19 protein-coding genes are annotated in these 22,915 nt (G+C 71.2%); 11 read left to right on the top strand and 8 right to left on the bottom strand.

Features of this window, described 5'->3' with window-relative positions; genetic code table 11:
• Positions 1-13 precede the first annotated feature (13 nt).
• From Nocox_RS01260 to Nocox_RS01250, 3 genes are all read left to right on the top strand, one after another.
• On the top strand, positions 14-850 hold the full coding sequence (locus tag Nocox_RS01260; protein WP_020542485.1) for a phosphoribosylaminoimidazolesuccinocarboxamide synthase: 837 nt from the start codon (positions 14-16) through the stop codon (positions 848-850).
• Positions 851-930: 80 nt separating this feature from the next.
• The gene (murA, locus tag Nocox_RS01255) at positions 931-2,196 is read left to right on the top strand and encodes a UDP-N-acetylglucosamine 1-carboxyvinyltransferase (RefSeq protein ID WP_020542484.1); all 1,266 of its coding nucleotides are present in this window, start codon (positions 931-933) and stop codon (positions 2,194-2,196) included.
• Between the two features lie 201 nt (positions 2,197-2,397).
• Positions 2,398-3,687 carry a GTP cyclohydrolase IIa gene (locus Nocox_RS01250; protein ID WP_020542483.1) on the top strand — a complete coding sequence of 430 codons (1,290 nt, stop codon included), beginning with the start codon at positions 2,398-2,400 and terminating at the stop codon, positions 3,685-3,687.
• Between the two features lie 265 nt (positions 3,688-3,952).
• On the opposite strand, the gene Nocox_RS01245 is transcribed toward Nocox_RS01250, so the two are convergent.
• Complete coding sequence (locus tag Nocox_RS01245) at positions 3,953-4,390, bottom strand: rhodanese-like domain-containing protein (RefSeq protein WP_020542482.1); 438 nt, start codon at positions 4,388-4,390, stop codon at positions 3,953-3,955.
• 164 nt (positions 4,391-4,554) lie between these two features.
• On the opposite strand from Nocox_RS01245, the gene Nocox_RS01240 reads away from it, so the two are divergent.
• On the top strand, positions 4,555-5,496 hold the full coding sequence (locus Nocox_RS01240) for an EamA family transporter (protein WP_051112522.1): 942 nt from the start codon (positions 4,555-4,557) through the stop codon (positions 5,494-5,496).
• Here Nocox_RS01240 and hisC read toward each other — a convergent pair.
• From hisC to Nocox_RS01210, 6 genes are all read right to left on the bottom strand, one after another.
• Positions 5,486-6,550, bottom strand: coding sequence for a histidinol-phosphate transaminase (gene hisC, locus Nocox_RS01235; protein ID WP_020542480.1), 1,065 nt, complete (start codon positions 6,548-6,550; stop codon positions 5,486-5,488). The two genes, Nocox_RS01240 and hisC, sit on opposite strands and share 11 nt — an antisense overlap.
• 26 nt (positions 6,551-6,576) lie before the next feature.
• Positions 6,577-7,242 (bottom strand): NUDIX hydrolase, encoded by a 666-nt coding sequence (locus Nocox_RS01230; protein WP_020542479.1) that lies wholly within the window; start codon positions 7,240-7,242, stop codon positions 6,577-6,579.
• Positions 7,243-7,287: 45 nt separating this feature from the next.
• The gene (locus Nocox_RS01225; RefSeq protein WP_020542478.1) at positions 7,288-9,090 is read right to left on the bottom strand and encodes a DUF4434 domain-containing protein; all 1,803 of its coding nucleotides are present in this window, start codon (positions 9,088-9,090) and stop codon (positions 7,288-7,290) included.
• Between the two features lie 20 nt (positions 9,091-9,110).
• Complete coding sequence (locus tag Nocox_RS01220) at positions 9,111-10,199, bottom strand: glycosyltransferase (protein WP_020542477.1); 1,089 nt, start codon at positions 10,197-10,199, stop codon at positions 9,111-9,113.
• Positions 10,200-10,218: 19 nt separating this feature from the next.
• The gene (locus Nocox_RS01215; protein WP_051112534.1) at positions 10,219-11,436 is read right to left on the bottom strand and encodes a nucleotide sugar dehydrogenase; all 1,218 of its coding nucleotides are present in this window, start codon (positions 11,434-11,436) and stop codon (positions 10,219-10,221) included.
• A gap of 160 nt (positions 11,437-11,596) precedes the next feature.
• On the bottom strand, positions 11,597-13,282 hold the full coding sequence (locus Nocox_RS01210) for a glycosyltransferase family 4 protein (protein WP_020542475.1): 1,686 nt from the start codon (positions 13,280-13,282) through the stop codon (positions 11,597-11,599).
• Between the two features lie 55 nt (positions 13,283-13,337).
• On the opposite strand from Nocox_RS01210, the gene wecB reads away from it, so the two are divergent.
• Both wecB and Nocox_RS01200 read left to right on the top strand, forming a co-directional pair.
• Complete coding sequence (wecB, locus tag Nocox_RS01205) at positions 13,338-14,468, top strand: non-hydrolyzing UDP-N-acetylglucosamine 2-epimerase (RefSeq protein WP_084685519.1); 1,131 nt, start codon at positions 13,338-13,340, stop codon at positions 14,466-14,468.
• 55 nt (positions 14,469-14,523) lie between these two features.
• Positions 14,524-16,560: a glycosyltransferase family protein gene (locus tag Nocox_RS01200; protein ID WP_020542473.1), complete on the top strand. Its 2,037-nt coding sequence runs from the start codon at positions 14,524-14,526 to the stop codon at positions 16,558-16,560.
• Here the strand turns inward: Nocox_RS01200 and Nocox_RS01195 are convergent, their stop codons facing one another.
• On the bottom strand, positions 16,561-17,220 hold the full coding sequence (locus Nocox_RS01195; protein ID WP_020542472.1) for a hypothetical protein: 660 nt from the start codon (positions 17,218-17,220) through the stop codon (positions 16,561-16,563).
• A gap of 309 nt (positions 17,221-17,529) precedes the next feature.
• On the opposite strand from Nocox_RS01195, the gene Nocox_RS01190 reads away from it, so the two are divergent.
• From Nocox_RS01190 to Nocox_RS01170, 5 genes are all read left to right on the top strand, one after another.
• Complete coding sequence (locus tag Nocox_RS01190; RefSeq protein WP_246649719.1) at positions 17,530-19,203, top strand: NAD(P)-binding protein; 1,674 nt, start codon at positions 17,530-17,532, stop codon at positions 19,201-19,203.
• Between the two features lie 239 nt (positions 19,204-19,442).
• Positions 19,443-21,557: a sensor histidine kinase gene (locus tag Nocox_RS01185; RefSeq protein WP_020542470.1), complete on the top strand. Its 2,115-nt coding sequence runs from the start codon at positions 19,443-19,445 to the stop codon at positions 21,555-21,557.
• A 13-nt stretch (positions 21,558-21,570) separates the two neighbouring features.
• Positions 21,571-21,978: a roadblock/LC7 domain-containing protein gene (locus Nocox_RS01180; protein WP_026214180.1), complete on the top strand. Its 408-nt coding sequence runs from the start codon at positions 21,571-21,573 to the stop codon at positions 21,976-21,978.
• Positions 21,975-22,340, top strand: coding sequence for a DUF742 domain-containing protein (locus Nocox_RS01175; protein ID WP_020542468.1), 366 nt, complete (start codon positions 21,975-21,977; stop codon positions 22,338-22,340). Before Nocox_RS01180 ends, Nocox_RS01175 begins: the two co-directional genes overlap by 4 nt.
• Entirely contained in the window at positions 22,321-22,893 is a 573-nt protein-coding gene (locus Nocox_RS01170) for a GTP-binding protein (RefSeq protein ID WP_020542467.1), read from the top strand. The genes Nocox_RS01175 and Nocox_RS01170 overlap by 20 nt, the downstream gene beginning before the upstream one ends.
• Positions 22,894-22,915 lie beyond the last annotated feature (22 nt).

Here is a 22,915-nt window from a genome sequence, read left to right as displayed (position 1 = left end):
GCAGACTGACCGTGTGAAGCACGTGCACTCCGGCAAGGTACGCGACCTCTACGAGACCGACGAGGGTCTGCTGCTGATGGTGGCCTCCGATCGGATCTCCGCCTTCGACCACGTGCTGGAGCCCGACATCCCCGACAAGGGGGCTATTCTCACGCAGCTCTCGCTGTGGTGGTTCGACCAGCTCAAGGACATCGTGCCCAACCACGTGGTGGCGCGCGGCGGCGAGGCGCGCGCCGTGCTGTGCCGGCCGCTCAGGATGGTGCAGGTCGAGTGCGTGGCGCGCGGTTATCTGGCGGGCGGCGGGCTGAGCGAGTACCGCGCGGGCGGCGCGGTCTCCGGCGTGCGGCTGCCCGAGGGGCTGGAGGACGGCTCGCGGCTGCCGGAGCCGATCTTCACGCCGTCCACGAAGGCGCCGCAGGGCGAGCACGACGAGCCGATCCCGTACGAGCGGGTGGTGGCCGAGGTCGGCGCGGAGACCGCCGAGGAGCTGCGCAGGATCACGCTGGCCGTCTACACGCGCGGCGCGCAGGTCGCCGCCGAGCGCGGCATCATCCTCGCCGACACCAAGATCGAGCTCGGCTGGGACGCCGACGGCGTTCTGACGCTGGGCGACGAGGTGCTGACGCCCGACTCCTCGCGGTTCTGGCCGGCCGACGAGTGGCGGCCCGGGCGGTCCCAGCCGTCTTTTGACAAGCAATATGTACGCGACTGGCTACTTTCGCCCGAATCCGGATGGGACAAATCCTCAGGAAACCCCCCACCCCGTCTTCCCGACCATGTCGTCGAGCGCACCCGGCAGCGATACCTAGAAGCGTATGAGCGGCTCACAGGGGTTCCCTTTAGCGGATGATTCGGCTGGGTCATCTGGTGCGAGCGACTACTGTTGGCCCGATCAAGCCCTTCCCCGCTGATTTCAAGGAGCCGCACGAAATGGTCCGTTACCGCGTGCGCGGTGGCAACGCACTGCGTGGAACCGCGTTCATCCAGGGCGCGAAGAACGCCGTGCTCCCCATGATCGGTGCGGCCCTGCTCGCCGCCACGGGGCGCACCGTCCTGCGCAACGTGCCGATCATCGAGGACGTCCGGCGCGCGGTCGAGCTGGCCGAGGCCGTGGGCGCCTACATCGAGCTCCACGAGTCCGAGCGCACGCTGGTCATCGACGCCTCCCGGGTGAGCAGCCCCGTGCTGCCCGCCGAGATCGCCCGGCGCTTCCGCGGCTCGGTGCTGTTCACCCCCGCGCTGCTGCACCGCCTCGGCGAGGCGATCGTCGAGGGGGTCGGCGGCTGCAACCTCGGCAGCCGCAACCTCGACTTCCACTACCTCGGCTACAAGCGCCTCGGCGCGATCGTGGACGAGGGGGAGACCGTCATCCACGTCAAGGCCAGCGGCCTGACCGGCGCGACGCTCTACCTCGACACCCCGTCCCACACCGGCACCGAGAACCTCATCATGGCCGCCTGCCTGGCCAAGGGCACGACCGTGATCGAGAACGCCGCGCTGGAGCCGGAGGTGCTCGACGTCATCGACATGCTCACCAAGATGGGCGCGCGGATCAGCGGGGGCGGCACCGGCTTCATCACCGTCGAGGGCGTGGAGGAACTGCACGCGGTCGAGCACACCGTGATGCCCGACCGGCTCGACGCCGGCGTGTTCGCGATGGCCGCGGCGATCACCGGGGGCGAGCTGAGCCTCGTCGGCACCGGCCTCGACCTCGGCGTCGTGCGCTACAAGCTGGAGCAGATGGGCGTCGAGTTCGCCCGCCAGGGCGCGGTGCAGCACGTGCGCTGCGAGGGCCCGCTGCGCCCGATCAACATCATCACCGACACCTATCCCGGTTTCGCCACCGACCTCCAGTCGCCCATGATGACGGTCGCGGCGCTGGCCGAGGGCACCAGCTACATCCACGAGCGCATCTTCGACGGCCGCTTCGCGCTGGCCGGCGAGCTCAACAAGATGGGCGCCAACGTCGAGGTGGACGGCAGCCGCGCGGTGGTGCGCGGGCGCACCCCGCTGACCGGCGCCCGGGTGACCGCGCACGATCTGCGCTCCGGCATCGCGCTCGTGCTCGCCGGCCTCGCGGCCGAGGGCGAGACCGTCATCGACTCGGGTTACCTGATCGACCGCGGCCACGCGCATCTTGCCGGGCGAATGCGCGCGCTCGGCGCGGACATTACACGAGAGATTTCCGAGCGCTAAAAAACGGTGGAAAAACCGCATTGAGCTGCCAAGACATGATGTCGGGCGGTCAACCAGAACGGCTTTCCGGAAAAGTCGGGCGTGACATTACGGCCCCCGCGAGCGATCGTTCCAAAAGAGAGCACTGCAACGGACGGCAGGATGGGACGAACATTGGTCGAGAGGGCCGAAGAAACTCCCCGAGTGTCACGCCCGGGCGCCATGACCCCGGACCTCACCATCGGCGTGGTCGGACCCCACGACCTGGTCGAGCGGGTCATGCTGATGGGTCACGCCGCTGCACCGCTGCCGTGTCGCCTCGTCGCCGCCGCGTACCGCGACGAGCAGGAGGCGCCCGACAAGGTGACACGGCTAGGTCCCGGTGTCGACGCATGTCTGTTCGCCAGCCCGGTCCCCTATGACCTGGCCAGGCGTTCCGGCGTGCTGACGATGCCGGCGACCTACGTGCAACTCGGCGGAGCGGCATTGGTGGCGGCGCTGGCGAAGGCGGCGCTGGACACTCGGATCGACCCCCAGAGGGTCAGCATCGACGTGATAAGCCGGGCGGACGTCGAGGAGGCGTACACCGACCTCGGCATCCCGGCAACGGACGTGCACAGCCGCGACGAGCCGGGAGCCACCGGCACGATCGCGGCCTACCACGAACGCCTGGCCCGCCAGGGGGTCACCACGGGGGCGCTCACCTGCCTCCCCGCGGTGGCCGAACGCCTGCACGCGGCGGGGGTGCCGGTCATCAGGATCCGGCCCACCTCGGCGGCGGTGCGCACCGCGCTGCACACCGCGGCGCTGCTCGGCGCGCACCACCGGCTGGAGGAGTCGCAGCTCACCGTGGTGCTGGTGGAGGTGCCGACGCTGCGCGAGCCCGTACGCCGCGCCGCGCCCCGCTACTGGCGCGACGAGCTGCGGCTGTCGCTGCACCGGCTGCTGGTCCAGGAGTCGAACCGGATCAACGCCACCGTCTGGCCGATCGACGATCACAGCTACCTGGTCACCGCGACCAGGGGCTCGATCGCGGCGGCCACCGACGGGTTCCGGGTGTTGCCGTTCGCCGCCAGGATCCGCGACGAGCTGGGGCTGGCGGTCGAAGTGGGCGTGGGCATGGGGCGCACGACGCACGACGCGGAGTCGCACGCGCGGGCCGCGCTGGCCCGTACCCAGGCGGGCAAGCAGGCACAGGGCTTCGCCGTGGACCGCGAGGGGCGGGCGCTCATCCCGGCCCCGCGGATGCCACCGGCCGGTGCCACCGCGCTGAAACCCAAGGGCGTGGAGGTGCTGGCCAGGCTGGCGGCGAAGCTGGAGGGCGGCGACACGGTGGTGGACGCGGAAGGAGCGGGCAAGATGCTGGGGGTCACCCCCCGGACGGCCCGGCGGTTGCTGCGCACGTTGGTTGACGAGGGACTCGCGTGGCCGCTACCGCCCAACCGCACTCCGCAGCCGGGCCGCCCTCGGCAGCTCTACCGGCTGATCGTGGAGAAGCTGGGCCCGAGGTGACCCGCTCCGGCGGGGTCGATCCAGTCCTGGGCAAGGGGTCGCGGTGACCGGCGTTTTGACCAACGTTGTCACCTTTGCGCACCTGCGCATTGACTCTTGCCGCGTTATTGGTTGACCCGGCCGGATCCGGGTATGTTCTCGGACGCCCCCGATCGACAAGATTCGGACGGGGGCGCCAACTTTTTCGGCCATCGGCCGCCAGAAGGCCGCTGCGCGGCGCTGTAGCAGCGCTGCGCAGCGCCGCCGGCTCCGCGACGGGTTCCGGTCAGCAGCCGCAGGCGATGGCCTCCACCGGTGCCGTGAGCGCGTCGACCGGGCGGCGGGTGACGCCGGAGGCGGTCTCGATCTCGAAGCCCTCCCGCGCCCAGTACTCGAAGCCGCCGATCATCTCCTTGACCTGGTAGCCGAGCCGGGCGAACTCCAGGGCGGCGCGGGTCGCGCCATTGCAGCCCGGCCCCCAGCAGTAGGTGACCACCTGGGCGTCCGGCGGGACGAGCGCGGCAGCCCGCGCGGCGATCTCGCGGGTGGGCAGGTGGACCGCGCCGGGCACGTGCCCCTGGTCCCAGCTCTCCCCGCTGCGGGAGTCGACGACCACGAGGCCGGGCCGGCGCGCGGCGAGGTCGGCGGCGACGTCGGAGACGTCGGTCTCGAACGTCAGGCGGCCGGCGAAGTGGGCGACGGCCTCGGCGTTGATCGCGGACATGGGGACTCCTCCCGGTACGGACTTCCGGACGCCGCGATCCTGACAGCCGGTGCAGGACACCCGACAGTGGCACGAATGCCGACTATCGCTCACATTTCGCCACCCATCCCACAGTCCGATACCCGCGAGCGTTCTGTCGGACCCGCCGGGTAAGGTCATGAGCCATGCCTGGCAACACTGCTGACACCCCCCGCCCGCTGATGGTCTGGGGCGCGTTGGCCATCGTCTACGTGGTGTGGGGCTCGACCTACCTCGGCATCAAGATCGCCATCGAGACCATGCCGCCGATGCTCAGCGGCTCGCTGCGGTTCGCCGTCGCCGCCCTCCTGCTCGGCGCCTTCCTGCTGGTGCGCAAGGGCACCGGCCCGTTCCGCATGTCGGGCCGGCAGCTCGGCGGGGCCGCGCTGGTCGGGGTGCTGCTGCTGACCGGGGGCAACGGCATGGTGGCCGTGGCCGAGCAGCACATCTCCACCGGTCTCGCGGCCCTGCTCGTGGCGTCGGTGCCGCTCTGGCTCGTGGTGTTCCGCATCGCGGCGCGGGACCGGCCCGCGCTGCTCACGCTGCTGGGCGTGCTCGTCGGCTTCGGCGGGGTCGCCGCGCTGTCGATCGGCGGCGGCGGCGAGACGGCGAGCACCACCGGGATCGTGGTGATCCTGCTGGCCTCACTGTCGTGGTCGATCGGCTCGTTCCTGTCGGCGCGCGTCCCGATGCCGCCCAACGTGTGGGCGGCCAGCATGGTCGAGATGGCGGCCGGCGGCCTCGGCCTGCTGGTGACCGGGCTGTCGTTCGGCGAGCGGCTCGACGTGGCGGCGGTCTCGGGGCGCTCGTGGGCGGGCCTCGCCTACCTGATCCTGGTCGGCTCGCTGGTCGGCTTCACCGCCTACACCTGGCTGCTCGGCAACGCGCCCATCTCACTCGTGTCGACCTACGCCTACGTCAACCCGGCCGTCGCGGTCGTGCTCGGCGTGCTCGTGGTCAACGAGGTGGCCACGACGCAGATGCTCGCCGGCGGCGCGGTCATCCTGGTGGGCGTCGCCCTGGTGGTCTCCACCGAGCGACGCTCCAAGGTCAGGACGGCGGTCACCGCCGAAGAGGTCAAGGTCTAGCGGGGAAGCTTTCTGCGGCGGCCAGGAAGGCGTCGTTCGCCTCGGGGTCGGCGATCGTCACCCGGCACCCCTCCGGGTGGAACGGCCGCACCGCGACGCCCTCCGCCGCGCAGGCCGCGGCGAAGTCGGCCGTGCGCTCGCCGAGCCGCAGCCAGACGAAGTTGGCCTCCGAGCGGGGCACCGTCCAGCCCTGCGCGATCAGCGCCTCGCTCACCCGGGTGCGCTCCTTGACCACCCGCTCGACCCGCTCCAGCAGCTCGTCCTCGGCCTGGAGCGAGGCCACGGCGGCGAGCTGGGCGAGGTGGTTGACGGCGAACGGCACGGTGGTCTTGCGCACCGCCGAGGCCACCGGCTCGTGGCCGATGAGATAGCCGACCCGCAGGCCCGCCAGCCCGTACGCCTTGGAGAACGTGCGCAGCACGCACACGTTGGGCCGGTCGCGGTAGAGCTCGACGCCGTCGGGGACGTCCTCGTCGCGGACGTACTCGCGGTAGGCCTCGTCCAGCACCACCAGCACGTCCTCGGGCACGCGGTCGAGGAAGGCCGTCAGCTCGCGGCGGCGGATCGCGGTCCCGGTCGGGTTGTTGGGGTTGCAGACGAAGATCAGGCTCGTCCGGCCGCTCACCGCCCCGGCCATGGCGTCGAGGTCGTGGTCCTCGCCCACGAGCGGCACGCGGACGGACGTCACTCCCGCGAGGTCCGCCAGCAGCGGGTACGCCTCGAACGAGCGCCAGGCGTAGACGACCTCGGCCCCGGGCTCGCCCACCGCCTCCAGGAGCTGCTGCGCCACCGTCACCGAGCCCGGCCCGGTCGCCACGTGCTCGGGCGGCACGCCGTAGCGCGCCGCGATCGCCTCGGTGAGCGCGACCGAGCCGGCGTCGGGGTAGCGGTGGATCTGCCGCGCGCCCTCGGCGACCGCCTCCACCACGGACGGCAGCGGGTCGTAGGGCGACTCGTTGGAGGACAGCTTGTAGGACCGCCCGTCGGGTGCGGCAACCGCCTTGCCCGGTTTGTACGGGGCCATGCTGTCCAGGATCTGGCGGAATCGAGGCATGCCCCTACCTTAGTTCCTGACCGGGACTAATCCTTGAGCGAGCGCAGCATCGGCGGATGCAGCAGCTCGGCGGGCCCGCGCCGGTAGAGCTTGGCGGGCCGGCCGCCGTCGCGCGTGGTGGTGCCGCCGGTCTCGACGAGGAAGCCCTCGGCCTTGGTGACCTTGCGGTGGAAGTTGCGCGGGTCGAGCGGGCGGCCCCAGACGATCTCGTAGACCCGCCGCAGGTCCGCCACCGTGAACTCGGGCGCGCAGAAGGCCGCGCCCAGCGAGGTGTACTCCAGCTTGGCGCGGGCCCGCTCGACGCCGTCGAGCATGATGCGGCGGTGGTCGAAGGCCATGACGGTGAGGGCGTCGACCGGCTGCCAGCTCATGTGGGCCTTCTCCGAGGCGGGCAGGTCAGGGGCGAGGCCGAGGTAGGCGACGCTCAGCACGCGCTGGCGCGGGTCGCGGTCGGGGTAGCCGTAGGTCTGGAGCTGCTCCAGGTGCACCGGCGCGCCGGGCAGGCCGGCCCGCTCGGCCAGGATGCGCCGGGCGGCGTCGGGAAGGTCCTCGTCGAGCTGGATGAACCCGCCCGACAACGACCAGCGCCGCAGGAACGGCGGGTTGTCGCGGCGCCAGACCAGGGCGCTCAGGGCGTTGTTGCGCACGGTGAGCACCACCAGGTCGACGCTGACCGGCACGCTCGGGACCATGCACCGCACGTTACACGCACCGGCGAGCGGGCCGCGAACGGCCGGTCAGGACGTGATCCGCACGTGCAGGGGCTCGGTGGAGACCAGGCCCTCTGTCCCCTTGACGGTGATCCGTACCCATTCGCCGGCCGGCACCTGAGTCCAGTCGAACGGCACCCACGCCGTCGCCATGCCCTCGGGCAGCTCCTCCAGCGGGTCCTCGTCCAGCCAGCCGACCTCGGAGACGACCAGGTCGCGCACGCCGCCGGACCACTCGACGGAGACGGTGCCGTCCTTGAGGTTGTAGCCGCGCACCTCGACACCGTCCTGGATGTCGCGCGAGTGCCTGATGGCGTCCACGGCGATCGGCCGCCGCCAGTCGGCGGTGATCTCCTTCTCCAGCGACGGCTGGCCGCAGGTCATGAAGTCGCTCCACATGTAGGAGACGACCTTCTGGACGTACCGGCCGGTCATGGTGACCGCCTGGTCGAGGCGTTTCTTGTCGGTCTTGCCGCGGGTGCCCTGCGGGGCGCACGGCTGCTCGCCGGACGGCTCGAACGCCTCCACGTTCGCCCACAGGTCCACCTGGTAGCCGGCCTGGACCATCTGCTCGCGGGCCAGCGACATCTCGCGGTAGTAGTCGCGGGTGGAGCCGTGGTAGGCGGTGCCGTACGTGGCCTCGCCGACCACCGGCCGCAGCCGCTCGTCCACCTCGGCGCGGCGCTCGTCCGGCCAGAACAGGCCCACCTTGCCGGTGCCGCGGCTGTCCTGCGGCGCGATGATGCCGACCCCGGTCTTGGCCAGCTCCTTGAACGCCTCCGCCACCTGCTTGGGCGTCTGGCCGAACGGCACCCGCTTGCGCGCGTCCATGTAGGGGCTGATGAGGATGGGCTTGCCCGGCAGTTCCTGCTCGACGATCGTGTGCTGGTCGGCGTAGACCTCCAGCGTCGGGTTCGAGGCCAGCGTGTCCGACATCTGCACCTCGAACGGCTGGTAGACGCCGCCCAGGGATTCACGGTCGGCGACGCGAGCGCCGTAGTCCTGGAGGATCCGCCGGGTGAGGGTGGTCAGCGTGCCGAGGTGCTTCTTGTTGGCCCTGATCGGGGTGTCGGGGTCGCGGGGCGCGAGCGGCAGCGCGGGGAAGACGCGCATGCCGAACCGGTCGCCGAGGTCGAGGAGCTGGGTCAGGCTGTCGGTCTCGGCGCCGGCGACGAGGATCAGGTCGTAGGGGGCGCCCTTGGCGGAGAAGTCGCAGGTGGAGTCGTCCGAGCCGTCCGGCTGGGTGATGATGCGGAAGTAGGTGCGCTTGCCGGCCCTGATCGTGTGCTCCACCTCGGGGCAGCGGAACAGGTCGGGCCCGTACGACTCGTCGGTGCGGTAGACGTAGACGCGGCCGATGCGGTTGCCCGGGTTGGCCTTCCTCAGGTCGCGCTCGGCGGCGTCGTGGCAGCTCATGCCGTCCTCGCGGCAGCCCTTGTAGAGGGAGTCCAGCTCGCCGTCCCTCGTCAGGATCTCCCCGGAGGACGAGACCGTGCGGAACTGCAGCCCGTAGCCGATCCTGATGATGGTGTCGCCGCCGACGTCGTGGATCTCCTTGAGCTGGGTGCGCCAGGTGCAGGGGTTCGACTTCGGGGTGATCCAGTAGCCGGTGACCGCGTAGGGGGCCTTCTCCTTGGTCTCGAACGTTCCACAGTCGTCGGTGAACTCGCTCACCTTGGGCGTGGGGGCGTCGGCGGAGGGAGTGGGCGTGCCCGGGGTGGTCCTCACCACGGACGCGACCTTCTGCTCGGGGCCGGGCTGCAGCACGATGACCACGGCGGCCACCACGGCCAGGATCGCCACGCCCACGACGAAGAGGAGCCAGCGCATCTTGGACGACCCGCCGCCCGCTATGGCTTGACCCCCGCCCACGCTTCGAGCTGGGCGACGAAGCGCTTGGCGGAGTTGGGCCAGTGGTGGTTGGCGCGGGCCGCCGCGTAGCCGCGCGCGCCCTGCGCCTTGCGCTCGCGTACGTCGTCGCGGAGCGTCAGCACGGCCTGGGCCACCGCCTTCGGGTCCTGCCAGGGCACGACCACGCCGCTGTCGTAGCGCTCGACGAGTTCCACGGCGCGCGGCGAGGGGGTGGTGATGACCGGGATGCCGTGCGCCATGTACTCGACGATCTTGGTGGGCATCGAGTGGCGGTAGTTGGGCTCGTCGTGCAGCAGCGACAGCCCGGCGAGCGCGCCGTCGAGCCGCTTCAGCGCCTCGTCGTTGGGCATGAAGTCGCGCCACTCCAGCAGGCCCTCGGTCACGGCCTGGTTGAGCACCGGACGGCTCTGCGGGTCGGCGTAGCCGATGAGCTCCACCGCCACCCGGTACGGCTGCAGCAGCTTGGCCACCTCGACCGCCTCCAGGACGCCCCGTGCCCGCGACAGCCAGCCGAGGTAGACCACGCGGTCGTCGCCGGGCGGGGTGACGGAGTCGGGCACCCAGGTCTCGTTGGGCACGATCGGGTGGGCGTCCTTGAACCGGCCCGCGTACGCGGTCTCGGCCAGCAGGAGGTGCAGGTGGCGCTCGGCGGTGCCTTCGAGCAGGCGCGCGAGGAAACGCACCGGCGGGCGCAGCGGCGAGGGCAGCCACGGCTTGAGCGAGAGCGTGGCCGGGGTGTCCTCGTGGACGTCCCACACGACCGGCGGCCGGTTGCGCACGCCCCACACCGCGAACAGCAGTTCGGGGTCATGGATCAGCACCAGGTCGACCTTGTCGCGCATGCGCTTGAACAGCCGGCGCGCGGCCCAGACGGCGGCGACCCGCTTGCGCTGGGCGGCCCGGGGCAGATCGACGCCGTTGACCCAGGGACGCGGGACGACGCCGAAACCGGTGAACGAGGCGGCATACGTGACCTCATGACCGGCATCCACGAGCGCGCGGATCTGCCGATGCAGGATCCTCGCGTCCTCGGGGTTATGCACCACCGTCATGACGAGCACGTGCACTGCGCGCAGCCCTCCGTCGCTACAGCCGCTCGACGCGTTCACCCTCGGCGAGGACGCCGCGGGTGTCGAGCACGAGCCTGGCCTTAGCCTCGACCATGTCGAGATCGAACGCGGCATGCTGCTGGAGCAGCAGCGTCACGTCCGCGTCGACCACGGCCTCGGCCAGATCCTCCTCACGCGGCACCGGGGTGCCGTCCACCGACCATTCCTTGACGTACGGGTCCGCGAACGAGAGGTCGGCGCCCAGTTCGAGCAGCGCGCGGGCCACCGGCAGTGCCGGGGTCTCCCTCTCGTCCGCGATATCCGGTTTGTAGGTGACGCCGAGCATAACGACTTTGGCGCCGTTCACGGCCTTCTTATGCCGGTTGAGCAATCGCTGGACGCGCGCCACCACGTACGACGGCATCCGCTCGTTGATCTCCTGCGCCAGCTCCACGAACCGGAACGGGTAGCCGAGCTTGCGCACCGTGTAGGACAGGTAGGACGGGTCGACGGGGATGCAGTGCCCGCCGACGCCCGGTCCCGGCAGGAACTTCTGGAAGCCGAACGGCTTGGTCGCCGCCGCCTCGATCGACTCCCACAGGTTGACGCCGAGCTCGTCGCAGAAGATCGCCATCTCGTTGACGAGGGCGATGTTCACGTGCCGGTAGGTGTTCTCCAGCAGCTTGGCCATCTCGGCCTCGCGGGTGCCGCTGACCGGCACGACCTGCTCGATGAAGCGGCCGTAGAACGCCGTCGCGCGGTCCCGGCAGGTCGCGGTGTAGCCGCCGACGACCTTGGGGGTGTTGCGCAGGCCGAACTTGGGGTTGCCCGGGTCGATGCGCTCGGGCGAGAAGGCCAGGTGGAAGTCCTCGCCGGCGGTCAGGCCGGAGCCCTCCAGCAGGGGGCGGACCAGTTCGTCGGTGGTGCCGGGCCACGTGGTGGACTCCAGCACGACGAGGGTGCCCTTGGTGAGGTTGCGGGCGACGGCCTTGGAGGCGCCCTCGACCGCGGAGAGGTCGGGGCGGTGGTCCTCGTCCAGCGGCGTCGGCACGCAGATGACGATGGTGTTGCTCCGGGCCAGCACGCTCTCGTCGAGCGTGGCGGTGAAACCGTTGGCCAGCATGTGCTCAAGGTCGGCGTCGGTCAGGTCGTCGATGTAGGACCGCGCGGCGGTGAGCGCCTCGACCTTGCGGGGGTCGACGTCGACACCGACGACGCGCAGACCAGCGGCGACCGCCTCCTTGGCGAGCGGCATGCCGACGTAGCCCAGGCCGATGACAGCCAAGTCTATTTCTGTCACAGCTGTGCCTTTGGGAGCCGGATACAACACTTCATGGTGGCAAAGGTTATCTCAAGTCCACCTAGCTCACGCCTAATGCGACCGAAACCGTCACAACGTCCAGGCAACACCAAGGTCAACTTTCGGCAAGCGACTGGTAAAGGGACCGGTAGGTCTCGGCAACGCGGCTCCAGGTCCGCTTCGCGGCCACCTCCGCGCGACCGGCCTCACCCATCTCGGCCCGCCTGGCGGGATCGTCCCTGAGCCCCGCCACGGCCTTCGCCAGCGCCTCGGGATCGCCCGGCGGCACCAGCAGGCCGGCGCCGTCGGAGCCGACCAGCTCCGACAGGGCGGGCAGGTCGCTGAGCACCACGGGCTTGCCGAGCGCCATGGCCTCGACCGGCTTCAGCGGCGTCACCAGCCGGCAGACCCGCAGGTCCTCGCGCGGGCAGGCGAAGATGTCGATGGCGTCCTGGGCCTGCAGCGCCTCGTCGGGGCCGACCCGGCCGGGCAGGATCGCGTCCTTGAGCGCCAGCTCCTCGACCAGCGTCAGCAGGTTCTCCCGCTCGGCGCCGTCGCCCACGATGAGCACCCGGACCGGCGTGCCCGCGTCGCGCAGCAGCGCGGCGGCCCGCAGCAGGGTGGCGAAGCCCTCGTAGGCCACGATGCTCGACACCGAGCCGATGACGATCTCGCCGGGTGCGATGCCGTGGGCGGCGCGGAAGGAGGCGCCGTCGTAGCGGGCGGTGAGCAGGGAGTCGTCCACGGCGTTGGGCGCGAGGTGGATGCGCTCCCTCGGCACGCCGCGCTCGACGATCTCGGTGGCCATGGTCTCGGCCAGCGTGACCACCGCGTCGGCCTCGCGCATCAGGAACGCCTCGCGCTCGCGCTGGAGCACGTGCCGCTCGCTGCCGACCCTGATCGGGTCGCGGGAGGCCCAGGTCTCCTCCAGGAAGCCGCGCACCTCGTAGACGAACGGCGTGCCCGTGCGCTCGCGCACGGCGTGGGCCACCGACCCGTTGCGGTGGTCGGTGGCGGCGTGCAGGACCTGCGGGCGGAGCTGGGTGACGAGCTTGGTGACCGAATCGGCGCCCCTGACCATGCGGCCGCGCATCTCGAAGGGCACCTCGCCGTGCCCGTCCGGCAGGTGCCGGTAGTAGGGGATGCCGTCGATCTCCTCGTACGGCGGCGCGTCGGCGTGCCCCTGCATCATCGGCCAGCCCCAGCTCGTGACCACGTGCGGGTCGAGCCCCGCGGCCTTCTGGGAGGTGACGATGCGGTGGGTGCGGACGGTGTAGCCGGCCTGCGTGTACGGCAGCGCGTTGGTGACCAGGTGCAGCACCCGCCCCTTGACCCGCTCCAGGATGGCCACCTTGGGGCCGGGCGGGATCGGGTCGGGGCTGATGGCGGCCAGCTCGCCGCGGTAGTAGGCGGCCCTGCGCTTGATGAACGGGTATTTGGTGTGGGCGTCCAGCACGGCGGCGGCCTCGCTCACCCGGCCGGCGTCCCACAGCGCCTTGGCCTCGTTCCACGGGCCCTTGAGCACCCGCATGCCGAGCTTGCGCACCATGCGCCGGGCACCGCGGGCCGCCGGCCAGGCCACGCTGCCCACGATGGGCCGCAGCCGGGGCGGGAGCGCGTCGGCGGCCGCCTGGGCGACGCGGACGGGGTCGGACTTGACCTTGGTCGCGACGACGCGGGAGACGATGATCGGGTGCTGGACGAAGCCCTTGAGAAGCCCACCGACACCGGCACGGGCGGACTTCGCGGAAACCCTGCCGGCGCTTTGGGAGGAGTCTTGACGACTGGCGTCGGATGCCACGCGGTGACCGTACCATAGGCAGCGTTTTTTCCCTTCCGCTATGAAAGGCGAGGTCATGAGGGAGAACCCCCTGGTCCTCCACGTATTGGGAGCTCGTCCCAATTTCGTGAAAGCGGCCCCGGTGGTGCGGGCACTCGGCGGGCTCGGCGTGCGGCAGGGCATCATCCACACCGGTCAGCACTACGACGCCCTGATGTCCGACGTGTTCTTCGCCGACCTCGGCCTGCCGGAGCCGGTGGCCAACCTCGCGGTCGGCTCGGGCAGCCACGCCAGGCAGACGGCGGCCCTGCTCGTGGGCCTGGAGGAGGTCGTCCAGGAGCACGACCCCGACCTGGTCGTGGTCTACGGCGACGTCAACTCGACGCTCGCCGCCATCCTCGTCTGCGCCAAGCTCGGCGTGCCGACGGCGCACGTCGAGGCGGGGCTGCGCTCGTTCGACCGGGGCATGCCCGAGGAGGTCAACCGGGTCGTCACCGACGCGCTGGCCGACCTGCTCTTCGCCACCTCGCCCGAGGCGCTCGCCTACCTGGCCGGCGAGGGCGTGCCGGCCTCCAAGGTGCACCTGGTCGGCAACCCCATGATCGACAGCCTGTACGCGGCCCTCCCCTCGCTGGACCCGGCCCCCGTGATCGCGCGGCTCGGCATTCCCGATCGGTATGCCGTCGCGACCCTGCACCGCCCGGCCAACGTGGACACCGCCGAGGCCGCGAAGGAGCTGGTGGACGCGGTGCTGGAGGTCTCGCGGCAGGTCCCGGTCGTGGTGCCGGTGCACCCGCGCGGCAAGGCCAGGCTCGCCGAGGCCGGTCTCGTGGACGGCGGGACGGTCAGGGTCGTCGATCCGCTCGGCTATGTGGACTTCCTCTCACTCGTGCGCGGGGCCGCCCTGGTGGTCACCGACTCCGGCGGCGTGCAGGAGGAGACGACCGTGCTGGGCGTCCCCTGCCTCACGCTGCGGCCCAACACCGAGCGGCCGATCACGATCACGCACGGCACGAACCGCCTGGTCACCCCCGCCCTGCTGCCCGCCGCCGCGGAGAAGGCGCTGGCCGACGGCGCCGCCACCCCGGCGGGCGAGCTGCCGGTGCTGTGGGACGGCAAGGCCGGGCCGCGCATCGCCACGGTGATCGCCGCCTGGCTCAAGGGCGACAACCTGGCACCGGCTTCCCAGGCGAAACGCCCCGAATAGCCACCAGCGGCGGCGTAACATGGCAAATCTCCCCTGAGCGTTAGGCGTCATCACCATGGCCGAAACCCCTGAGCCCCCCTCGTTCCAGCGACTCGGTCCCGTCAACTGGCTGCCCGAGGAGCGCAAGGTCGTCGAACGTCACGAGGCGGAGCTCAGGGAGCTGCGGCGACGTCTGGAGATCGCCGAGGCCAAGGCCGCGTACGCGGCGTGGAAGCTGGAGGCGACCCAGGCCAAGCGGACGTACAAGCTGGGCGAGGCCCTGGGCTCGAAGAGCCCGGGGAAGATCATGGACGCGGTCCGGTCGAAGGAGCGCGCGCCGAAGCCGCCGATGCCCGTCACCGAGGCCGTCGAGCTGGCGAACAACCGGCCGCCGCTGGTCGAGGTGCCGGCGGTGAAGTGGCCGGCCGGCCCGGTCAACCGGCCCGACCTCAAGGTCGCGGTGATCCTCGACGACTTCTCCAGGATGGCCTTCCGCTACGAGTGGGACCAGATCGAGTTCGGGCTCAAGGACTGGCCGGAGATCTTCGCCGACAAGCGGCCCGACCTGCTGTTCTGTGAGTCGGCCTGGCACGGCAACCAGGGGCGCTGGCGCTACCAGATGACCGGGACCAACGCGCCCAAGGAGCCGCTGCGCGAGCTGGTGGCCTGGTGCAGGAGCGAGGGCATCCCGACGGTCTTCTGGAACAAGGAGGACCCGCCGAACTTCGACTTCTTCATCGACACGGCCAAGCTGTTCGACTACGTGTTCACGTGCGACGGCGACATGCTGCCGAAATATCGGGAAATTCTGGGACACGACCGGGTGGACGTGCTGCAGTTCGCCGCCCAGCCCCGCGTCCACAACCCGATCCAGCAGAAGCAGGGCCGCCTCCACGACGTGGTCTTCGCCGGGATGTACTTCCGCGACAAGCACCCCGAGCGCCGCGAGCAGATGGAGACCGTCCTCGACCCGGTGCGCGAGCTGGGCCTGCACATCTTCGCCCGCAACGGCGAGGTGGACGAGAAGTACGCCTGGCCGGAGAAGTACCGGCCGCACATCGTGGGCGAGCTGCCCTACGACCAGATGCTGGCCGCGTACCGGATGTACAAGGTCTTCCTCAACGTCAACTCCGTGCTCGACTCGCCGACCATGTGCGCGCGGCGGGTCTTCGAGCTGTCGGCGTGCGCGACCCCGGTCGTCACCGGCTGGTCACGGGCCATCGAGGAGACCTTCGGCGACCTCATCCCCGTCGCGCGCGAGCCGGTCGAGTCGTACAACCAGGTGCTGCACCTGATCAACAGCCCCGAGCTGCGCGCCAGGATGGGCCACCTCGCCATGCGCGAGGTCTTCGACAAGCACCTGTTCTCGCACCGCGTGGACCAGATCCTCCAGGACCTCGGCCACCACGTGGAGCCGCGCACCCGCGCGATCTCGGTCGTGCTGCCCACCAACCGCGCCTCCCAGATCGAGCACGCCATCTCGTCGGTGGCCAAGCAGCTCCACCGGCCGCTCCAGCTCGTCATGGTGCTGCACGGCCTCGACATCGACCCCGTCGTGGTGGCCGACAAGGCGCGCATGGCCGGGATCACCGACGTCGTGGTGCTGCCCGCCGCCGCCGAGCTGTCGCTCGGCGCGTGCATGAACCTCGGCATCTCGGCCGCCGAGGGCGACCTCATCGCCAAGATGGACGACGACAACCTCTACGGCGAGCACTACCTGTCGGACCTGGTGCGGGCCTTCGACTACTCCGACGCCGAGCTGGTCGGCAAGGGCGCGCACTACGCCTACTTCGAGGGCTCCAACACCACGATGCTGCGGCTGCCCGGCCTGGAGCACCGGTACTCGTTCCTGGTGCAGGGCGGGACGTTCCTCGGCAAGGCGGACATGTTCCGCTCCTACCGGTTCGCCGACATCACCCGGGGGGAGGACACCGAGCTGGTGCGGCGGCTCAAGGAGGACTCCGTCAAGATCTACTCGGCGGACCGCTTCAACTTCGTCTACTGGCGCAGCGCCGACGCCTCGATGCACACCTGGCAGGCCGACCACATCAAGCTGACCCGCAACGCGCAGTTCGCCTTCGTCGGGCGGCCTGACGACCACGTGCTCATCTGATCAGCGCGTCGCCCTGGCGAGGTTCTGGTCGGCCAGCTTCGCCAGCTCGTACAGGCCGTCCGGCTGCACCTGGCGGCCCACGACGAGCATGCTCATGATGAGGTTGCCCCTCCGGATCATGACCGAGCCGATCTCGGCGTTCTCCTTGGCGCCCGCGGCCGTGGTGAGGTAGGCGCGCGACTGGTCGCCCTTGGCCGGCATGGGCAGCATGCGGGTCCGGTAGACGACCTTGGCGCCGTCGACGTCGGCCGTGTAGGTGGTGCACTTCTGCGGCAGCGGCGCGGGGAAGGCGGCCGACGGGAGCGCGACCACGGCCTGGGTGATCGAGCCGCGCTCGGCGGCGAAGGCGATCACGGCGGCGGGGGCCTTGGCGACGTCGGGCTTCGCGGCGTCGAGCTGGGCCGCGCCCGCGCACTCCGGACGCTCCAGCCGGGCCTGGCGGACCGCGGCGAGGCCCTGCTGCGTGGACTTGAGCGAGCCGAACGCGCCCAGCTCCGGCCCGTACGAGACGCGCATGCCCTCGGGCACGGGCAGCAGCGCGGCCCGCAGCCTCGTGACGTCGGAGGACGACGCCCCGGGGCCCTGCGCCGGCTCGACGGCCGCGGCGGCGGGCGCGGGCGGGGCCTGCGCCTCCGACGAGCATCCGGCGACGACCGTCATGCTCAGGAAAATGCCGGAAACGGCTTTAAGCATGAGTTCTCCAATTCCTCTGGCGGCATTCTCGTGAACGTTAGAGGAGTCGCGGGCCCGCCACCCCGGCAACGTCGCTATTCGCGTAATTAAGCGGGTTTGTCATCGCCGGACTCAAGGCCCGTCCGAGCCTCCGGCCTGCCGCGAGACGCCCCCGCCCCTCGGCCGGGGACACTCCCGGAGCCAAACCGGCATTCGCCGCCATAGGCCGCGCAAAATGTTTCTCTGGGCGCTGCGCGTCCCGCACCCGCCGATTCCGGGGCTGCCGATGATCGCGCCATGACTCTGACGCCACGGGACCTCGGGATGAACCTGTCCATTTCCCGCCGCGACTTCTTCGACGGCATCGCGGTGAGCGCCCTGGGAAGCGTGGCGTCCGTGAGCGGCCCCGCGGAGGCGGCGCGGCGGACCGCGCCCCTGCCGCCCCCTTCGTACGGCTTCCGCGGCGGCGCTCCCGAAGCCCTCGCCGTGCCCCACGCGCTCAGGGACGGCCGCTTCTGGCAGTACGCGGGCCCGCCCGAGCCCACCGGCGAGAGCTACGACCTCGTCGTGGTCGGCGGCGGCCTCAGCGGCGTCAGCGCCGCCCACGAGTGGCTGCGCCGCCGCCCGGACGCGAGCGTGCTGGTGATCGACAACCACGACGAGATCGGCGGGCAGGCGCGGCGGGTGATGTTCCACCGGCAGAGCGGCCGCGGCAGGACCGGCGCCGGGCTGGTGGACGCGGTCATGTGCGACGAGGAGAGCTTCGGCGCCGACACGCTGGTCCGGCTGACCGGCGACTGGGTCGCGCGGCTGCCGATCGCCGCCCGCGCCAGGGACGACCTGCGCAGGCTCCGCCACGACCCGCCCGACTGGTTCCCCGGGCTGCCGGCGGAGGCCAAGCAGGAGCGGCTGGCCGGGCTGACGTACTCGGCGTTCCTGCTGGAGGCGTGCGGCGCGCACCCGGACGTCGAGCGCTTCTGCCGGACCATGTCCTGCCCCGAGTGGGGCTACGACACCCGGGCGCTCGGCGCGATCGACGCCTGGGGCACCGGCTACCCCGGGTTCGGCGGCCTCGGGCTGGAGAAGGACAAGCCGTCGCGGTACAACTCGCCGACCGTCAGGAGGCAGTGGGGCGCCGGCGACGCCGAGGTCCACCTCTTCCCCGAGGGGAACCAGGCGCTGGTGCGCACGATGGTCGAGCGGCTGCTGCCCGACCCCGGCTCCCCCGACCGGCCGGGCGACCGGGTGCGGTTCCGGCTGTCCAGCCCGGTCGTGTCGGTGCGCGACGGCGAGGGGGCGGCGAGCGTCGCCTACTACGACGGGCACCGGGTCAGGAGCGTCGCGGCCGGATCGGTCGTCCTGGCCTGCTGGAGCGCGGTGATCCCCTACCTGGTGCCGGAGCTGCCCGCCGAGCAGCGCCAGGCGCTGGGCGAGGCGGTACGGGTGCCGCTGCTGCACGCGAGCGTACGGGTGCGCGACTGGGACGCCTGGCGGCGGGCCGGGGTGCGCCGGGTGCGGTGGACGGGGGCGTACTGGTCGCTCGCCGAGCTCGAACCGCCCCGGCGGGCGGGCGAGCCGGCCGAGGTGCACCTGCTGGCCACGCCGTGCCGGGCGGAGCTGGGGCCGAAGGAGGGGGCGGCGGCCGGGCGGCGGGAGCTGATCAGGACGCCGTACGAGGTGCTGGAGCGGACGATCCGCGAGCAGCTCGCCCGGCTGCTCGGCCCGGCCGGCTTCGATCCGGCGCGGGACGTGGAGGGCATCACGGTCAACCGCTGGGGGCACGGGAACGCCCCGGAGTACTGCCGGCCCTGGCACACCTTCTACCCGGACGGGCCGTTCCCGGCGGAGGCGGCCCGCCGCCGGTTCGGGCGGATCGCGATCGCGGGATCGGACGCGGCCCCGGCCGCCCGCGCCGACGCCGCCGTGACCGCGGCCTTCCGCGCGGTGGAGGAGCTGACATCGGGGAGCTGACGCTGTGAGATCCCGCTGGTCCCGGCGGCGGCTGGACGCCCGATGGCTCACGGAGCGGGGATCTTGTCCCAATAATCACGGTAATGAACGTGTTCCTCCCACTGCGCCGGAAGCATAAACGGTGCTAGTCTCCTGTGCGATCTTCCGGAGGTGTATTTACACAAGGTGTGGAAATGCCCCCGACTCGAGGTTGGGACATGGGCTCGCGAAACCGGTCTATTCGGTTCAAGATCTTCTTATTGCTGCTGCTACCCCTCCTGTCTCTGAGCGCGCTCTGGGGTTTCGTCCTCAACCTCACCATGGGCGACGCCCAGTCACTGCTCCGCGGAAGCACGCTCTACCGGACCATCGGCGTCACCACCTCCGACCTGGGCCTTCAACTCCAGGCCGAGCGCATGCGCACCGCCGAGGCGCTCACCACCCGTGAGCTCACCGAGGTCCTCGGCGCCCAGCGCGCCCGCACCGACCGCGCCGTCGAGGACCTCCGCCGCGCCGTCACCGAAGCCGGGGGCACCGCCGCCGACGACCTCCGCGCCCCGCTCGGCACGCTCTGGAACGCGCTCGACCGGCTCGGCCCCATCAGGGCCGACATCGACGCCGGGCGCGGCTCACGCCTCGGCGGGCTGAGCGCGTACAACGCCGTCGTCGACGCGCTGTTCACCGTCTACGCCCAGCTGCTCACCCTCTCCGACCTGGCCATCGTCCAGCAGGCCACCGCGATGCAGACGATGGGCCTGGCCAGGGAGTACATCGCCAGGGAGCAGGCCCTCGTCATCGTGGCGCTCGGCGAGCGACGGCTCACCGGGTCCGAGGTCTCCGCCTTCACCGAGTACGCCGCCTCGCGCCGCTTCCTGCACGCCCGCGGCCTCGCCGGTCTCGACGTGACCCTGCGGCGGCCGTACGAGCGGCTCTTCGCCTCCGAGACCTTCCAGACCTTCATCGCCATGGAAGCGCGGATCGCCCAGACCGGCACCCCGCCCACCAACGGCGCCGCCTGGACCGCCACCGTCGACAAGCTCAGCGCCCAGCTCGACAAGGACGCCCAGACCTCCTCCGAGGTCCTGGCCGCGCGCACCTCCGACGCCGCCACCGCCACCATCGCCCAGATCGCCGTCGCGGGCGGCGTCGGGTTGATCGCGGTGCTCGCGTCGATCATCATCTCTGTACGCTTCGGCCGGCGCCTGGCCGGCGAGCTCGGCGGGCTGCGCGCGGCCGCGGTCGAGCTGTCGGAGCGGCGGCTGCCCGACCTCGTGGCGAGGCTGCGCAAGGGCGAGGACGTCGACGTGAAGAAGGAGGCCAAGGCGATCAAGGTCAGCGGATCCGCGGAGATCACCGACGTGGCCAGGGCCTTCGGCTCCGTCCAGCGCACCGCCGTCAACGCGGCCGTCGGCCAGGCCGCGCTGCGCCGCGGCGTCGGCCAGGTCTTCCTCAACCTCGCCCGGCGCAAGCAGGGCCTGCTGCACCGCCAGCTCGCCCTGCTCGACGGCATGCAGCGGCGCACCCACGACCCCGACAAGCTCGAAGAGCTCTTCCGCCTCGACCACCTGACCACCCGCATGCGGCGGCACGCCGAGAGCCTGATCGTGCTGTCCGGCGCCGCTCCCGGCCGCGCCTGGCGCAAGCCGGTGCCGGTCATCGACATCGTCAGGGCCGCGGTCGCCGAGGTCGAGGACTACACCAGGGTCGAGGTCCAGCCGATGCCGGTCAGCGCGTTCGACGGCGCCGCCGCCGCCGACCTCACCCACCTGGTCGCCGAGCTCGTCGAGAACGCCACCATCTACTCACCGCCGGACACCGTCGTCCAGGTGCGCGGCGACCAGGTCAGCAACGGCTACGCCATCGAGATCGAGGACAAGGGCCTCGGCCTGTCCGCCACCGAGTACGCGGCCACCAACCGCATGCTCGCCAACCCGCCCGAGTTCGACCTGGCCGACAGCGACCGGCTCGGCCTGTTCGTGGTGGCGCGGCTCGCCGAACGGCACGGCATCAAGGTCATGCTGCGCCGCTCGCCCTTCGGCGGCACCGCGGCCATCGTCCTGGTGCCGCGCTCCATGGTGACCGAGCAGAGCGCGCTGACGGCCGGCAGCGGCGGCGAGGAGATGGCCGCGGTGCCGAGCCGTACGAGGAAGAAGGCGCTCGCGGTCGTGACCTCGGGCACCCACAAGGGGCTGCCCCGGCGCGTGCGCCAGACCGGCCCCTCGTCCAAGCTCGCGGAGGCGTCCCAGGGCCCGCCGCGGCCGCCCGCTGAGGAGAAGCCCGCAGAACGCTCTCCCGACGAGGTCCGCGACCTGTTCTCCGCCTTCCAGCGGGGAACCCAACGCGCCCGAGAAGAAGCCTCCGAGGAGGGGCCATGAGTAAGGGGGATGCATGAGTGTGCCGACCACCAACACCGGTGAGCTGAACTGGCTGCTTGACGACCTGACGTCGCGGGTCGCGGCGGTGCGCCAGTCGGTCATCCTGTCGACCGACGGGCTCGCGATCGGCTACTCCAAAGGGCTGACCAGGGAGGACGCCGAGCACCTGTCGGCCGTGGCGGCCGGTTTCCAGAGCCTGGCCCGCGGCACCGGGCGCCACTTCGGCGGCGGCGACGTGCGCCAGACCATCGTGGAGATGGAGTCGGCGTTCCTGTTCGTGACCGCGGCGGGGCAGGGCACCTGCCTGGCCGTGATCGCGGAGGCGAACGTGGACGTCGGGCACATCGCGTACGAGATGGCGATGCTGGTCAAGCGGGTGGGCCAGCACATCACCACCAACCCGCGCGCTGGAGCGTCATGAGCGACAGCCCGCAGTGGTTCGATGAGGAGGCCGGACCCGTCGTCCGGCCCTATGCTCTCATCCGTGGCCGCACCCGCCCCTCCGGGGACGTGTTCGACCTCGTCGCGATCGTGCGCGCCGTCGGCGAGACGCCGACCGGCGAGCTCGGTCCCGAGCAGCGACTGATCCTGCGGGCTGCCCGGGCTCCGATCTCGGTGGCCGACCTGGCCGTCGAGCTGGACCTGCCCGTCGGTGTCGTCCGGGTGATCCTGGGCGACCTGCGTGACCACGGCCTCATCTCGGTGTCGTCGCCCTCCGCCGGAGGCTCGCGCACGAACGAGCGCATTCTCAAGGAAGTGATCAATGGACTCCGTGCTCTCTGAGGATCCCGTCGCGCTGAAGATCCTCATCGCCGGCGGATTCGGCGTCGGCAAGACCACCCTGGTCGGCTCGATCAGCGAGATCAAGCCGCTGCGCACGGAGGAGGTGCTCTCCGACCGCGGGGTCGGCGTGGACGACCTCGACGGCGTGGAGGCCAAGACCACCACGACCGTGGCGATGGACTTCGGCCGCATCACCATCCGCGACGGGCTCGTCGTCTACCTGTTCGGCACCCCCGGGCAGGAGCGGTTCTGGTTCATGTGGGACGAACTGTCCTACGGCGCGTTAGGGGCCGTCGTGATCGCCGACACCCGGCGGCTCACCGACTGCTTCCCCTCGGTCGACTACTTCGAGCAGCGCGGCACGCCGTTCGTGGTGGCCGTCAACTGCTTCGACGGCGCCGACCGGCACACCGTGGACGACGTCCGCATCGCGCTCGACCTCGACGACGACGTCCCGGTGATGCTGTGCGACGTACGCCGGCGCACCTCGGCCAAGGAAGTGATGATCACCCTGGTCGAACACTCCCTGCGCACGCTCACCTCGGCGAACTGACGGGGGCATGCACGACGGCGCG

The sequence above is a fragment of the Nonomuraea coxensis DSM 45129 genome (genome assembly GCF_019397265.1).
In the GTDB taxonomy this organism is placed as follows: Bacteria; Actinomycetota; Actinomycetes; order Streptosporangiales; family Streptosporangiaceae; genus Nonomuraea; species Nonomuraea coxensis.
This window is presented reverse-complemented; position numbering and strand designations above follow the sequence as displayed.